At 70.9% G+C, this 13,761-nt stretch carries 12 protein-coding genes; 6 read left to right on the top strand and 6 right to left on the bottom strand.

Going from position 1 to position 13,761, the window contains the following annotated elements:
• The 3 genes from FNH24_RS12405 (at nt 1) to FNH24_RS12395 (ending at nt 3,235) form a co-directional block, all read left to right on the top strand.
• Nucleotides 1–969 (top strand): quinone oxidoreductase family protein, encoded by a 969-nt coding sequence (locus FNH24_RS12405; RefSeq protein WP_152362495.1) that lies wholly within the window; start codon nt 1–3, stop codon nt 967–969.
• 336 nt (nt 970–1,305) lie between these two features.
• A complete protein-coding gene (locus FNH24_RS12400) occupies nt 1,306–2,157 on the top strand; it encodes an arylamine N-acetyltransferase family protein (RefSeq protein ID WP_152362494.1) in 852 nt (283 codons plus the stop codon).
• A 160-nt stretch (nt 2,158–2,317) separates the two neighbouring features.
• On the top strand, nt 2,318–3,235 hold the full coding sequence (locus FNH24_RS12395) for a prenyltransferase (RefSeq protein ID WP_152362493.1): 918 nt from the start codon (nt 2,318–2,320) through the stop codon (nt 3,233–3,235).
• Here FNH24_RS12395 and FNH24_RS12390 read toward each other — a convergent pair.
• From FNH24_RS12390 to FNH24_RS12380, 3 genes are read right to left on the bottom strand one after another with little or no spacing between them, the layout of a single operon-like run.
• On the bottom strand, nt 3,213–4,367 hold the full coding sequence (locus tag FNH24_RS12390) for an LOG family protein (protein WP_152362492.1): 1,155 nt from the start codon (nt 4,365–4,367) through the stop codon (nt 3,213–3,215). The two genes, FNH24_RS12395 and FNH24_RS12390, sit on opposite strands and share 23 nt — an antisense overlap.
• 48 nt (nt 4,368–4,415) lie before the next feature.
• The gene (locus FNH24_RS12385) at nt 4,416–6,077 is read right to left on the bottom strand and encodes a glycoside hydrolase family 183 protein (RefSeq protein WP_152362491.1); all 1,662 of its coding nucleotides are present in this window, start codon (nt 6,075–6,077) and stop codon (nt 4,416–4,418) included.
• Nucleotides 6,074–7,108, bottom strand: a complete 1,035-nt coding sequence (locus FNH24_RS12380) for an NAD(P)/FAD-dependent oxidoreductase (RefSeq protein WP_152362490.1) — start codon at nt 7,106–7,108, stop codon at nt 6,074–6,076. Before FNH24_RS12380 ends, FNH24_RS12385 begins: the two co-directional genes overlap by 4 nt.
• Nucleotides 7,109–7,163: 55 nt before the next feature.
• Between FNH24_RS12380 and FNH24_RS12375 the strand changes: the two genes are divergently transcribed.
• From FNH24_RS12375 to FNH24_RS12365, 3 genes are all read left to right on the top strand, one after another.
• Entirely contained in the window at nt 7,164–8,048 is an 885-nt protein-coding gene (locus tag FNH24_RS12375; protein ID WP_152362489.1) for an AraC family transcriptional regulator, read from the top strand.
• A gap of 822 nt (nt 8,049–8,870) precedes the next feature.
• Nucleotides 8,871–9,284, top strand: a complete 414-nt coding sequence (locus FNH24_RS12370; RefSeq protein WP_152362488.1) for a VOC family protein — start codon at nt 8,871–8,873, stop codon at nt 9,282–9,284.
• Between the two features lie 549 nt (nt 9,285–9,833).
• On the top strand, nt 9,834–10,727 hold the full coding sequence (locus FNH24_RS12365; protein WP_161606111.1) for a DUF2510 domain-containing protein: 894 nt from the start codon (nt 9,834–9,836) through the stop codon (nt 10,725–10,727).
• A 9-nt stretch (nt 10,728–10,736) separates the two neighbouring features.
• On the opposite strand, the gene FNH24_RS12360 is transcribed toward FNH24_RS12365, so the two are convergent.
• The 3 genes from FNH24_RS12360 to FNH24_RS12350 all read right to left on the bottom strand — a co-directional run bounded on the left by FNH24_RS12360 (nt 10,737) and on the right by FNH24_RS12350 (nt 13,667).
• On the bottom strand, nt 10,737–12,188 hold the full coding sequence (locus tag FNH24_RS12360) for a serine hydrolase domain-containing protein (protein WP_152362486.1): 1,452 nt from the start codon (nt 12,186–12,188) through the stop codon (nt 10,737–10,739).
• 76 nt (nt 12,189–12,264) lie between these two features.
• The gene (locus FNH24_RS12355; protein WP_152362485.1) at nt 12,265–13,035 is read right to left on the bottom strand and encodes a GNAT family N-acetyltransferase; all 771 of its coding nucleotides are present in this window, start codon (nt 13,033–13,035) and stop codon (nt 12,265–12,267) included.
• Between the two features lie 26 nt (nt 13,036–13,061).
• A complete protein-coding gene (locus FNH24_RS12350) occupies nt 13,062–13,667 on the bottom strand; it encodes a hypothetical protein (RefSeq protein ID WP_152362484.1) in 606 nt (201 codons plus the stop codon).
• Nucleotides 13,668–13,761: the final 94 nt, after the last annotated feature.

The raw sequence follows: 13,761 nt of genomic DNA, 5'->3' as shown, positions 1-13,761 counted from the left end.
ATGGGAAACGCGATCCAGTACCGTGCGGCCGGCGGGCCTGAGGTGCTCGAGCTGGTCGAGCTGCCCGACGCCGAGCCCGGTCCGGGCGAGGTGGCCATCGATGTCACCGGCGTCGGGGTCAACTTCATCGAGATCTACCAGCGGACCGGTGTCTACCCGGTGCCGTTCCCGTACACGCCGGGCGGCGAGGGTGCCGGCGTGATCAGCGCCCTCGGGCCGGACGTGACCACGTTCAAGATCGGCGACCGGGTCGCCTGGCCCGGCATCCCGAGGTCGTACGCCAGCCGGGTGGTCGGTCCGGCCGACAAGCTGCTCGCGGTGCCCGGCGGACTGTCCGACGAGCAGGCCGCGGCCCTGCCGTTGCAGGGCCTGACCGCGCACTACCTGGCGACGTCGACGTACCCGATCCAGGCCGGGGACACAGTGCTGGTGCACGCCGGCGCCGGCGGCGTCGGGCTGCTGCTGACCCAGATCGCCAAGATCAAAGGCGCCCGGGTGATCACCACCGTCTCCACCGGCGACAAGGCCGAGCTGTCCCGGGAGGCGGGAGCGGACGAGGTGATCGTCGGCTACACCGGCTTCGCCGAGCGGGCCCGCGAGCTGACCGACGGCGCCGGCCTCCCGGTCGTGTACGACAGCGTCGGCAAGGACACCTTCGACGACTCGCTGGCCGCCGTCCGGCGGCGCGGCATCCTGGTGCTGTTCGGCGCCTCCAGCGGCGCCGTGCCCGCGGTCGACCCGCAGCGGCTCAACGACGCCGGCTCGGTCTTCCTGACCCGGCCCAAGCTCGGTGATCACACGGTCACCCGGAGCGAACTGCTGGAGCGCTCGGCCGAACTCTTCGGCTGGGTCCGCGACGGCCGGCTGAAGGTCCGGATCGGCGGCACCTACCCGCTGGCCGAGGCCGCCCAGGCCCAGGCCGACCTCGCCGCCCGCAAGACCACCGGCAAGCTGATCTTGATCCCCTGACACGGTTCGGCCTGTCGGCCGGAAGACGCACCAAGGGGCGGGCGGGTGATTGCGGTGGGTAGGTGTCGCTGCCGGCCCTTCAACCATCCCCGAGCCGGCTTCGCGCCATTTTGCGCGGCTTCGCCCCACCTACAGAGGTCGCGAAGCACGAGTAAAGGGCGCAAAGCGGTGTCTGATCGCGCCGTTGGTGCACTAGTGCCGACGGCGGACGAGGGCGGAGGCGGTCGCCAAGCGATCGCGAAACTCGGCCAGCCATTCGGCCTGCCCCCCCACCTGGTCCGGCGCCAGCAGCTCGGCCGGCACCCAGCCTTCGAGGCCGACCGGCATGATGTGCGCATGACCTGGGACACCGCTGATCTCGATCTTGCCGCCTATCTGGAGCGGACCGGCGCCGCCGCCGAACCGCCGTCGGCGGCCGCCCTGGCCCGGCTCCAGACGGCCCATGTGCGCACGTTCCCGTTCGAGAACATCGACGTGCTGCTGGAGCAGCATCCCGGGGTCGGACTGTCAGCCGTCCAGGACAAGTTCGTGCACCGTCATCGCGGTGGCTACTGCTTCGAGCACGCGACGATCTTCCACGCGGTGCTGGTCCGGCTCGGCTACGACGTCGAGCCACGACTGGCCCGGGTCGCCAATCCGCAGACGTCCCCGCGCTCGCATCTGGTCATGATCGTGACGCTCGACGGTCGTCGCCACCTGAGCGATCCCGGCATCGGCATCGCGCCGCTCGAGCCGATCGAGCTCGCCGACGGTGCCGAGTTGTCGGGCGGGCTGTGGCCGCATCAGGTCCGGCGGACCGACGCCGAGCAGCCGGGCGGCCACGCCTGGGAGCTGTGGCGGCGCCGCGGCGACGACTGGGAGTACATGCACACCACGGACGAACTGCCGGTCCGCCGCGTCGACGTGGAGATGGGCCACCACTGGACCAGCACCGCCCCGTCCTCGCACTTCCGGTCGTCGCTGTCGATCAACCGGAATGGCGTGGACGCGGACGGAACGCCCAACCTGCTGACCGTCACCCTCGACTACGTCGCCCTGAGCCGCGCCGGGGAGGCGCCGCAGCGGCGGGACTACGATCCTGCCGAGCTTCCCGAGCTTCCCGAGCTGGCTCAGCAGGCCGGGGCGCGGCTCTCCGCCGCCGAATCCGAACTGCTGGTCGACCGCATCCGAGAGCTCCGGCACGGGTAGCCGGCGTTCCCACCTCCGGGGGAGGGAGTTCGCTCGCCCTGGGGACTCCCGGGATGCGGCGCCACCGAGAAGATGGGACTGTCGCCGACCGGCGACGCCGGCGGAGGAGGAGCGGCTCGTGGACCAGCGAGGGCGGAGTGGAGGACCTGAGCTTCGGCCGGTGAGCCCGTCCGGAGACGCGGGCCGCAGGGGCCGGTCGCTGCGGCCGCTCGACGTGCTGCTGATGGCCCGGCCGCAGTTCTGGTTGCTCTCCGTGGCGGCGATGCAGCCGGGTTTCGTCCTCGCGACGCACCGGATCCTGCCGCGCGGGCCGGAGTTGTTGATCATGGGCTACGCGTTCCTGGTGGCCGGTCCGTTGCTCTGGCTGTCGGCACTGGCGATCAACGACGCGTACGACCTCCAGGGAGATCTGGCCAACCCGCGCAAGGCCGGGTCGCCGCTGGTGCGGCGGCACGTCTCGCCGCGGGGCGCGCTGCGGATCGGTGTCGTCGCCGGGGTGGTGGCGGTGCTCGCGGCGGTGCCGCTCGGGTCCCTGTTCGCCCTCGGCACGGCGCTGACCGTGCTGCTCGGCTGGGCCTACAGCGCGCCACCGCTGCGGCTGAAGGCCCGGCCCGGCGCGGATGTGGCCGTCAACGCGATCCCGGTCGGGGTGCTCGGGCCGTTGGGCGGCTGGGTCGCGATCACCGGCTCCCCGGCCGGGTTTCCGTGGCCGATCACGGTCGTGGCCACGATGGCGGTCGCGGCGCTCTATCTGGTCACGACGATCGTCGACCTGGAGACCGACCGGGCCGTCGGGGTGCGAACCACGGCCGTGGCCCTCGGCCGCCGGGCCGCCGCCGAGGTCGGCTTCGCGCTGTGGGCCGGCAGCGCGCTGCTGACGCTGGGGCTGGCGATCGCCGGGATCGTCGTCCAGCCGTCGTTGATCCCACTGCACCTGGTGATCATGCCGGTGCTGTTCGTGCTCTACCGGGTGCTGGTGATCAGGAGGCAGCCGACGTTCCGCGCGGTGACCGTGCTGGCGGCCGCCTACCTGCTGCCCTGCCTCGCGTTCGTGATCAACTACGTCGACTCGATCTGATCACCGGATCGGCGACCGCGAACGACTCCAGCCGGTCGAACGCCTCGGCGACGCTGTCCACGCAGTCGATCACCTTCGCCATCGACCGGCCTTCGGCGAGCTTGGACAGCAGCGGCCAGGCCGGCAGTTGCTCGGTCCAGTAGTCGCGCCCGACCAAGATCATCGGGGCGATCCGGGTGCTGTCGGTCGCGTAGTAGTTCTCGGTCACCGCCTGGAAGATCTCCTGCACGGTGCCGGCCCGGCCGGGCAGGTAGACGATGCCGCCGCGGCACCGGTGCAGCAGGGTGTCCTCGCGCAGCGCGTTGGCGAAATACTTGGTGATCACGGTCGCGAACACGTTGGACGGCTCGTGCCCGTAGAACCAGGTCGGGATCCCGATGCTGCGTCCGGCCCGGTCCGACGGCCAGCGGTCCCGCACCTGGAACGCAGTGTCGACCCAGTCGTCGATAGTCCGGAAGTCCGCGACCTTGATCATGATCGCCCGCGCCTCGTCCAGGGCACCGGGCCAGGGGCTCAGGTAGGCACCGAGATTGGCCGCCTCCATCGCACCGGGCCCGCCACCGGTCAGCACCACCCGGCCGGCGGCGGTGAGCTGCGAGGTCAGCTCGGCCGCCTGCCAGTAGACGTCGTCGCGGCGGGACAGGGCGTGGCCGCCCATGATGCCGACCACGCTGCGCGGGTCGAGGTCCTCCAGCGCCTCGCCCAGCGCGTCGGCCATCGCGTGATCATGCAGCGCGGTCGCCAGCGAGTGATCCAGCGGCGGGACCGGCAGACCCTCCTTCGACCAGGCATAGATCGCGGCGTCCGGGCTCTCGGCGTAGGTGCCGAGCCGGGCCTGCCCGGCCGGCAGGTAGAGATCGTCGGCCGTGTACGGCAACGGTCGGTAGGGATCGAACGGCAGCGACGGCAGGGCGGGGAAGATCAACCCACCCCGGCGGCGCAGCTCCGACTCGACCCCAGCGGCGAACCGGCAGCCGAGGAAGACCGCACCGCGGACGATCACCCGGTCAAGATCATCACCGCGCTCGGACAGGTCGACCGCCTGCACACACCAGCCGTTCAGGGCTGAGGTGTGGGCCAGCAGCTGATCGAACTCGGCCAGCGAATGGATTTCGACGGTACGGCGACTCATGGTGTGTGCATTCTGCCAGGGGTGGCGGCGAATCCGGCGACCCCCGGATCAGCCGTCGTAGTAGACCTCGAGCTCGGCGATCGAGGTGAACGCCGCCGGACCTCCGGGCCGCCCGATCAGCCGCAACCCGTCTCCCCAGGCGGCGGCGAAGCGGAAGGTGTAGGCGGTCCGCGGACGGACGGAGGGGTCGGCGGGATAGTCCGGTTCGATCATGGTCGGGGTGATGTCCCGCCAGGCTCCACGCTGCCGGACCTGGAGCCGCGGCGGCCCGGCGAACCAGCCGCCGTCGGTCGAGATCGTCCCGGTGGTGTAGACGACCCGGTCGAACCGGTGGGCCCGCGGCCACTCGTAGCCCCACAGGTCGGTGTCCTTCCGCGAGTCGTCCCGGCTGTCCTCCTCGGCCTCGGTCGAGCCGTCGTTGATCACCTCGGGCCGGCCGTGCCGGCTGACCCGGTCGATCACCACGGTCCCGGCGGCACGGGCCAGATTGGCCGTGGGGTCGGCCGGGTTGTCCGGAGTCGAGTCGGCGTACGGCGTCAGTTCCAAGCGGCGCAGGGAGAAGTGGTACGTGTTCGGCGGATGGTCGACCCCGTTGAACCAGTTCGCCTGCAGCCACAGGGTCCGGCCGTCGTTGCTGATGAACTTGGACGGCGCGACGGTGCCGTAGCCGCCGTTCTTCGGGCCCGGCGTCCCGGGGTCGGAGCCCCACCACGGATACGGCCCGAACTCCTTGTGCAGAAAGAGTTTCCACGGTCCCCACGGCCGCGGCGCCTCGTAGAACTCCCAACTGAACTCGGTCCAGGAGAAGTAGAGATAACGATCAAGACCCTGGTTGTAGACCACCCCGCCCTGGGACAGCACCGACATTCCGTCCGCGGTCACCGTGCCGGGATAGACCCGCCGTTCGTCGTGCAGCACCGGCACCCGCCGATCGAGCTCGCCGCTCCAGACCGGGTCCTCGCCCACGGTCCCGGCGAAGAACTCCCACCGGTCCCGCTGCTGGATCGCCTCGATCGGCACCCGGGCCAGCCACAGGTCGACCGGATCGGGAACGACGTCGCTGCACGAGTCGCGCCAGTTGTGATCCAGGCCGTAGGCGTAGACGTAGTCCGCTCCGTCCGGGCCGAGCACCGAGGCCCGCTCGTTGCTGCGGCCGAAGTCGAGGAAGAAGATCGTGGTGAAGACGTAGTCGCGAAACATCGGCTCGGTCGGCCACTGCCAGGTCCGGCCGCGATCCAGGGACCGGACGATCGTCGCGGCCGGGGCGTCGTCGAAGGCCGGGTGCGGCGGCTGCCCCTCGGCGGCCGGTTTACGCAGGTCCTGGACGGCCAGATAGAGCTCGTCCCGCCCGTCGCGGTCGCCGTCCACGGCGACGATCCCGGTGGGTTTGCGGTTGTACCGGCTCGGGTCGGTCAGCACCGGGCCCAGTTCGTCGCCCGCGGCCAGCCGCACCCCGGTCAGGCTGGTCTCCGGGGTGCCGTCGACCCGGTTGACGACGATGTCGGCCCACGGAGCGTCGGCGGAGAAGCCGCGGCCGTCGCCGTTGGCCGTGTAAAGGGCGTCGTCGTCGGCCCAGGTGGTCGGCCAGAGGTCGCCGTCGCTCGCCGTACCGACCTCGGCCGCGTACGGCGTCGCCCGGGTGGCGAAGGCGGTGCTGTCCAGCTCGACCAGCGGGTGACCCGGCGATCCGGCCTGCGGCTCGGTCGTCATGAGGTCACCGCGAATCGGTCCGGCCGGCAGCCGGCCAGTTCCGGGGCCGGCCGGCCGGTCAGGATCTCGGCGGCGGCGAGCCGGCCGAGGGCGGCGGCCAGGGTGATCGCCGAATGGGTCAGGGCGACGTACAGGCCGCCGACGCCGGGTGGCGGCCCGACGATCGGTTCGTCGTCGACGGGCATCGGTCGCCAGCCGATCTCGGCCGACACGATCTCGGCGTCGCCGGCTCCGGCGAAGGCGGCGGCGAACCGGTCCCGGACCCGGCGGGCGGTGGCGAGCAGGGCGGCCTGATCGATCTCGCCGCCGTACGTCGTCGGAGCCAGCACCGTGCCGTCGTCCAGCTGTCTGACCTCCAGCGCCGGCGACGCGACGATGCCCCGGACCAGGCCGGGCGTCGCCCGCAACCGGACCAGGACCGCGGGCGAGGGCTCGACGGGCAGGGTGATGCCGACCCCGGCGCCCAGCGCGACGCTGCCGGTGCCGGCGGCGAGGACGACGGTCTCGGCCGGCAGCTCACCGGCGGTCGTCCGCACTCCGACGACCGTGCCCGCCCGCTGCTCGAGGGCGACGGCCGGCGTCCCGGCCAGCACCCGGGCGCCCCGGTCCCGCGCCGCCGCGATCAGCAGCTCGGTCGCCGCGACCGGATCGAACGCCGCGTCCTCGGGTCGGTGGATCGCCGCCGGCGGCGGATCGAGCAGGTGCGGTTCCACGGCCGCGACTTCGGTCGTGGTCGGCCCCGGCTCGTCGTCGAAGCCGTCCCAGGTCAGCGAGCCGGTCCAGCGGATCGCGAGCCCGGGTAGCTCGGTCTCCAGCCGCCGGTAGTCGTCCAGGGCCAGACAGCGCAGCGGCGCCGAGGGCCGATCGCTGCCGACCGTTCGCCCGATCCAGGCGAACGAGGCCTGGGTGACGCCGGAGCCGGGCAGGCCTGCGTCGATCACCGTGACCGGCCGGCCGTTCCCCGCCAGGTGGTACGCCAGCGAGGCCCCGACGATGCCGGCGCCGACCACCACGATGCTGCGATCCGTCATGCCAGCGTTCTAGCAGGTCCGCCGCACTCGGCGGGGCCGGGAGGATACTGATGAGATGGTGGCCGAGGTCGCGGAGCAGCTCGGGACGTTCGAGTTCGTCAATTCGACGAGCCGACTTCCCGGCCTGGTCGCGTCGGCCGTCGGCTATTCCAGCGCCGGCAACCCGCCCGGTCTGCACCGCGGCCTGCCGTCGCCGTACCTGACCTTCATCTTCGCGCTGGACGAGGCGCCGATCATCGGCGCCGAGTCGCCCGACCTGGCGTTGGCGCCGACCGCGCCCCGGGCCGCGGTGCTGCTCGGCGGCCTGCACCGGCGGCCGGCCTACGTGGTGCAGCCGCGACAACAGGTCGGGATCCAGCTCGCCGTCCACCCGCTCGCGGCCCGGCGGCTGTTCGGCCCGCCGACCCGCGAGCTGGCCGAGCTGGTCGGCGACGGAGCGGCCGTGCTCGGCGACGACTCCGAGCGGCTCCGGCAGCGGATGGCCGAAGCGGCGACCTGGCCGGAGCGGTTCGACGCGCTGTGGTGCTATCTGCGGCGGCGGGCCGAGCTGGCCGACCGGGTCGCCGGCCCGGCGCCGGCTCTGGTCGAGGCCTGGCACTGGCTGGCCCGGTTCGGCGGCACCGGGTCGATGGACGGCCTGTCCCGGCACCTCGGCTACAGCGGCCGGCGGGTCGGCCAGCTGTTCAGCGACGAGCTCGGCGTCTCGCCGAAACAGCTCGGCCGGCTGTTCCGCTTCGAGTTCGCGCGACGGCAGATCTCGGCCGAGGTCAGCCGTACCGGCCGCTGCGACCTGGCCCAGGTCGCTGCCGACCGCGGCTTCTACGACCAGTCCCACCTGGTCCGCGACTTCCGCCAGTTCACCGGCACCAACCCGTCGACCTGGATCGCCGAGGAGTTCCGAAACATCCAAGCCGGTGGGCATCGGCCCCCGGCTAGCTGACGGTGACCGTCCCCACAACTCCGCTGGGCATCAGGACCAGGATGAGTACGGCGAGCACGACGACGACGGAGCCGACACAGATGGCTGCGACGAGCAGCCCTCGTCCCGGCACCCGGCGAATCAGGAACACCAGGGACGCGGCTACGGAGACAAGAGCAACAACGCAGCCAAGCCACGCCGATACGAGCAGACAGGGCAGCGCGAGCAGCGAAACTAGAAAGAGTGGTGCGGCCACCAGGCCGAAGAGCGGACCCTCATGCTGCGTCGGTCGGCCTGTCGGTGGGCCAGTGGGTGGCGACCACGAGTCAGGTGTCGCGCCTGTAGTGCGCTCTCGGCTGTCAGCCATGCCACCTACGCTACTGCCCATGCACCGAGCATGAGAAGTCGAGAGACACGCTCTTCGACTTCATGATGAGACGAACGCAATTCTCGTTGGTTGCGACATTCGGGCTGTTTCCGCTGAAGCAGTACTTTGCCGAAATGTAGATTGTGCAGACTTCGATATTGGCCAGCGGGATTGCAGTGGCACTTCCACTTCCGACGTAGCACGAGATACCTGCAATCTCCGGTGATCCAAGTGCTCTAAGATCAGCTACCGTCTCGTACGGATTTCCTTTTGGTCTTGCCTCGGTCCATTTCTTGACTTTGTACTTGCTCTTGTACAGCTTCTTGACGCTTGGGATTCCTAAGGGGAACGCGTGGGGAAGAAGACGACGAAGATCAGGGTGTCGGTCGCGTGATACCGAAGCAAACCTCGACTGACGCCGAGGAGTTCCGAAACATCCAAGCCGGTGGGCATCGGCCGCCGGCAGACTCGCCGGCATGACCGATACCACGAACGCACCCGCTCCGACCGTCTGGCCGACTCTGCAGGCCCACGACGCCCGGGCCTTGATCGACTTCCTGGTGGATGTCGTCGGCTTCGAGAAGACTGCCGTCTACGCCGACGGCGATCGGGTCGCCCACGCCCAGCTCGATTGGCCTGCCGGCGGCGGGATCATGCTCGGCAGTCATCAGGCCAACGCGACCTGGAGCCGCGAACCCGGCACCGCCGGGACCTATCTGGTGACCGACGAGGTGGACCTGACCCACCAGCGAGCGGTCGCCGCCGGGGCCACGATCGTCGCCGAGCCGGTGGACCGGGATCACGGCGGTCGCGAGTTCACGCTGGCCGATCCCGAGGGCAACCTGTGGTCGATCGGCAGCTATCGCGGCGAGCCGCGCCGGGACGCCTGAACCTGGATCCACCGATCGGGCGCACCAGCTTTGGACAGGGGCCGGTTCGGGTGTTGGTGTGCGTGGCCAGGCCTTGCGTCGAGAGTGACCTTATCCACCCGAAATCGGCGAACCCGGGTGGAAAAGGTCACACTCGATGGGTCAGGATCCACCGCCGAGCTCGGCCGGGTTCAAGGGAGGATCGTGATCACCGACCTCACCCGCCGACGGGCGTCGAGTGGACTGTTCGGCCACCTTCCAGGCGCAGATCCGCGGCCAAAGCGTCCACTCGAAGAGTGCAATCGAAAACCAACGCATAATCCGTCGTCGGCCGCGAGACCCGGCCGACCGCTCCATCCCGCCCGTCCTTGGCGCGCCTTGTCCGGCCGTACGGCCGAAACACCAGGCGAGGGCAACTCCCGGCCTGCCCTTCGACCGGCTCAGGGAACGAAACCAGCGCCGCCTTCCCCAACCCCTGGACACGGCCACAGCTCCAAGATCATCGGTGGATTCGGGCCGAACCTGTCGGCCGCGGTCGGAGCTGGAACCGGGGCGTGATTGGCTGGCGCCGTGTCCACGCCCGGCTGGTATCCCGATCCGTCCGGCGCTCCCGGCCGCTTCCGGTACTGGGACGGCCGCGGTTGGTCGCAACAGACGTCCGACCAACCCGGAGCACCGGCCTCCGCCGGCCGGTCCGAGCGGCGCCGGGTGCTGCCGATGATCATCGGGGCCGTGGCGTTGGCCGTGGTCCTCGGCTTGATCATCTTCTTCGTGATCCGACAGGTCGGCACGGGATCGCGGCCGTTCACCGACGAACCCGTACCGACGTCGACCGTCTCCGGCTGGGACGACAGCAGCCCGACCGCCGAACCGACGCCGAGCCCGTCACCGGAGCCGACGCCGGACCCGTCGGGTTCGGCGTCGACCAAGCCGCTGACCTCGTGCCCGACCGGCGATCCGGGCGCCCGCGCCGGCTATCCGGCCGACGGCCGCGTGCACGGCGGCGGGCTGTCGTTTCCGAAGGTGGGCGGCTGGCGGGACGATCTGCAGGCCAGCGGCTTCAGTTGGGCCTACGACGTCTCCTCGCAGGGCATGTTCGTCAACCCCGGCTGGGTCGCGCTGCTCGCCGTCGGCGAGATCCGCGCGGCCGACGGTTTCACCGGCACCAAGCAGGCGGCGCAGAGCGTGATGCAGTGCGTCGCCAGTTCGCAGTGGTACAGCTCGTTCGTCGCCGCCGACGACGTCAAGTCGGAGCGGGCCACGATCGACGGCCACGACGCCTGGTGGATCCGGACCGACATCCGGGTCCGCGACCGCGAGGTCGTCGGCGACACGGTGGACGTGATCGTGGTCGACACCGGCCGGCCGGGGAGCTACGGCCTTTTCGTCGGGGCGGTCGCGATCGACCACCAGGACCTGCTGACCATCCTCGCCGACACCGGCAAGAACCTCACGGTCGACTGACCCGGGCGGTCAGCCCAGGGAGAGGTCGCGGGGGAGGGCCAGGCCGAACAGCGAGGTGCCGGGGACCGGGGCGGTGACCCATTCGGTGATCGTGTCGCCGGTGGCCGCCGCGTACCAGAGGGTCATCCGGTGCGGTGACTGCACCAGGGCGAGCTCCAGCCGGAAGATGTCGTCCAGCCAGCCGCCGCTGGCCGCGAGCCGCAGTTCGCGGTCGCCGGGCAGATCGACGACGCTGTCCAGCCATCGGTCCGGCGCCGCGGCGATCTCGAAGGTCGGGGTTTCGGCCGGCAGCACCGGATCCCCGTGCGCCAGCCCGACCCGCCAGCCGTCGTCGCCGGCCGGGGCGATCCCGGTGATCCGGATCTCCGGCCGCGGCGCGACCTCGACCGAGGCGTTCCGCGCGTACGCCCGCTCCTCGGCCGCGTGGGCGGCCAGGGCCGGCGGCAGCGTGAGTCCGGCCAGGCGTTCGGCCAGGACGGCGGCGTCGCGAGCGGTGTCGGGCCCGGCGACCGAGCGCGGGCTGAAGCCGGGCAGCAGGTGCTGCCAGACAGTGGCCAGTACGGCCTGCGGATCGTCGGCCGCCGAGGTCATCACGATCACCGCGTCCTGCTCCGGCAACACGAGACAGAACTGCCCGAACGCTCCGTCGGCGCGGTAGCCGTACCGGGACCGCCAGAACTGATAGCCGTAGCCCTGCTGCCAGTCCGGGTCGGTCTCGTTCGGGTTCGGCGTCAGGACCGAGGTCGCCAGGTCGACGTAGTCGGCGGGCACCAGTTGCCGGCCGTTCCAGCGGCCGCGGCGCAGATACAGTTCGCCGAACTTCGCGATCGACTCGGTGGTCAGGTGCAGCCCGCTGTAGCCGAGCTGCCGGTCCTGCGGGTAGGCGGTCCAATGGCCCCGCTCGATGCCGAGCGGCCGCAGCAGTCGCGGCGTCAGGTAGTCCAGCAGGGTGGTCCCGGTGACCCGCTGGGTGATCGCCGCGACGGCATAGGAGGCGGTGTTGTTGTACGCGAACACGCTTCCCGGTTCATGATCGGGTTCGATCCCGAGGAACCCGCGCAGCGGCTCTTGCGGGTCCGCCACGAATGATCGCCACAGCGTGTCCTCGGCGTGACCGGTGGCCATCCGCAGCGTCTCGCGTACGGTCAACTGCCGGATCCGTGGCCCCGCCGCCGATCCGGCAAGATCATCCAGATAGGCCAGCAGCGGCAGGTCCAGGTTGAGCCGGCCCTCGGCGATCGCAAGACCGACGGCCGTCGAGGTGAAGCTCTTGCTCAGCGAGTAGAGAAGTTGCACCCCGTCCGGGCGGTAGGGCGCCCACCAGCCTTCGACCAGCACCTTGCCGTGCCGGATGATCATCAGGCTGTGCAGTTCTTGCTCAAGATCATCAAGGAACGCGAGGACCGCGCTGGGGCGCAATCCGTACTCGGCCGCAGGCGCCCGCTCCAAAGGCTGGCTCACGAGGCACACCTTAGTGTCCTCGGGCCCACCGCACCCACTGCTCCGAGTCCGTGTTGGCCGGACGGCCGCCGCGCGCTCAGTCGCGGAGGTAGCTCCGGGTCACGGCGAACGGCCGGAAGCCGAGCCCGGCGTAGAGGTGTTTCGGTGTGTCGTCGGCCGCGGCGGCGATCACGACCGTCCGCGCACCCCGGGTGCGGAGGCGGCCGACGAGGGTGGCGATCATGGCGGTCGCGATGCCATGCCCGCGATGGGCCGGATGCACGAAGACGTCCTCGATCACTCCCGTCGCACCGGGGTCCAGCCAGCTGGCGATCGCGCCGACCGGGTCGCCGGCTCGCTCGGCCAGGAACCAGCTCGCGCCGGTCAGCGAACGCCGCAGGGTGATCGACTGCTCCGTCGATTCGGCCGGACGGCCCGGCCGGCCGGCTCGCCGATCCTCCTCGAGGTGGTCGATCCGGAACAACGCGGTGAGGGCCGACCAGTCGTGCTCGGCAGTGATCCGCCGTAGCCGGCCGTCGAACTCGGCCGCCGGGCCTGGCTGCGGTTCGGCCAGCCGGAGCAGCACCAACTGGTCCGGGCGCCAGTCGGCCAGCGCCAGTTCGGCCTCCACGACGGCCGGCGTCCGGCGGTCCACCAGCACCCGACGGCAGGCCCGGCCAGTGACCGCGGCGACGCCGGTCAGAGCGTGGTCGAGCGCGCCGGGCGGCCAGTCGGGTTCGGCCAGACAGTTACCCAGCGGCTGGTCCGGAGCCGCCGGGTTGACTCGTACCAGCCCGTGCCGAGTTCGTTCGGAGCGGGATCCGAGGGTCCAGAACCGCTCCACCGCGGTCGCATCGGTCGATTCCACCCCACCACCCTCGCGCAAGACGTGCCTCAGCCGGCGTCGACCACCGTGACCTCGGGGGCAAACCGGCGCACCACCTCGGTGAGCCGGTCCTGGTGCAGCAGCCAGCCCCAGATCCGCCGGCTCGCGTACGTCACGTCGGGCGGGACGTGCGGCACCCGCCGGGTCAGCCGCTTGATCATCGCGGCGTAGCCGTCCGGGTCAGTGATCGGATCGGGCCGTTCCGGGAGGACGATCGGCGCCTCGGTGCCGTGCAGCCCGAGGAAGCGGCCGGTCGCTCCGCCCAAGCCCTGGACCCGATATCCGTAGGTCCGGTAGACGACCACGGTCCGGATCGCCCGCCAGGGCACGACGTGGGTCGTCTCCCGATAGCGGAACGCCCTCCCGCCGAAGGTGATGCCCCGGCTGTCCACCCGCAGCGCGACCTTGCCCAGCCTCGCCAGATGGGTGATCAGCAGATAGAGCAGCAGACCGCCGCCGAGGACGGAAAGAATCAGCGCTCGTGGCTCGTTCGTGGTGACCGCGATGCGCACCGACGACACGGTGACCGTGCCGGCCAACGCGATCCAGACAAAACTGCCGGGCGAGACCGAGTATCTGACCACGTACGCGTGCCCATCCGACGGCATCACCATGCCGGACATGATGGCGGACCTCACTGACCCGGCTCTGACAAGAGGGGTGTGCGACCGATGGAGAAATCGATCAGGATCCGGCCGCGGTCCGCGC

The sequence above is a fragment of the Microlunatus speluncae genome (assembly GCF_009299835.1).
In the GTDB taxonomy this organism is placed as follows: Bacteria; Actinomycetota; Actinomycetes; order Propionibacteriales; family Propionibacteriaceae; genus Microlunatus; species Microlunatus speluncae.
The sequence above is the reverse complement of the archived record's forward strand: the minus strand, read 5'-3'. Positions and strand labels throughout refer to the sequence as shown.

Coding starts and splice junctions, on each gene's coding strand:
- FNH24_RS12405 (WP_152362495.1), top strand. CDS start 1: ATGGGAAACGCGATCCAGTACCGTGCGGCCGGCGGGCCTGAGGTGCTC.
- FNH24_RS12400 (WP_152362494.1), top strand. CDS start 1,306: ATGACCTGGGACACCGCTGATCTCGATCTTGCCGCCTATCTGGAGCGG.
- FNH24_RS12390 (WP_152362492.1), bottom strand. CDS start 4,367: ATGAGTCGCCGTACCGTCGAAATCCATTCGCTGGCCGAGTTCGATCAG.
- FNH24_RS12385 (WP_152362491.1), bottom strand. CDS start 6,077: ATGACGACCGAGCCGCAGGCCGGATCGCCGGGTCACCCGCTGGTCGAG.
- FNH24_RS12380 (WP_152362490.1), bottom strand. CDS start 7,108: ATGACGGATCGCAGCATCGTGGTGGTCGGCGCCGGCATCGTCGGGGCC.
- FNH24_RS12375 (WP_152362489.1), top strand. CDS start 7,164: ATGGTGGCCGAGGTCGCGGAGCAGCTCGGGACGTTCGAGTTCGTCAAT.
- FNH24_RS12370 (WP_152362488.1), top strand. CDS start 8,871: ATGACCGATACCACGAACGCACCCGCTCCGACCGTCTGGCCGACTCTG.
- FNH24_RS12350 (WP_152362484.1), bottom strand. CDS start 13,667: ATGGTGATGCCGTCGGATGGGCACGCGTACGTGGTCAGATACTCGGTC.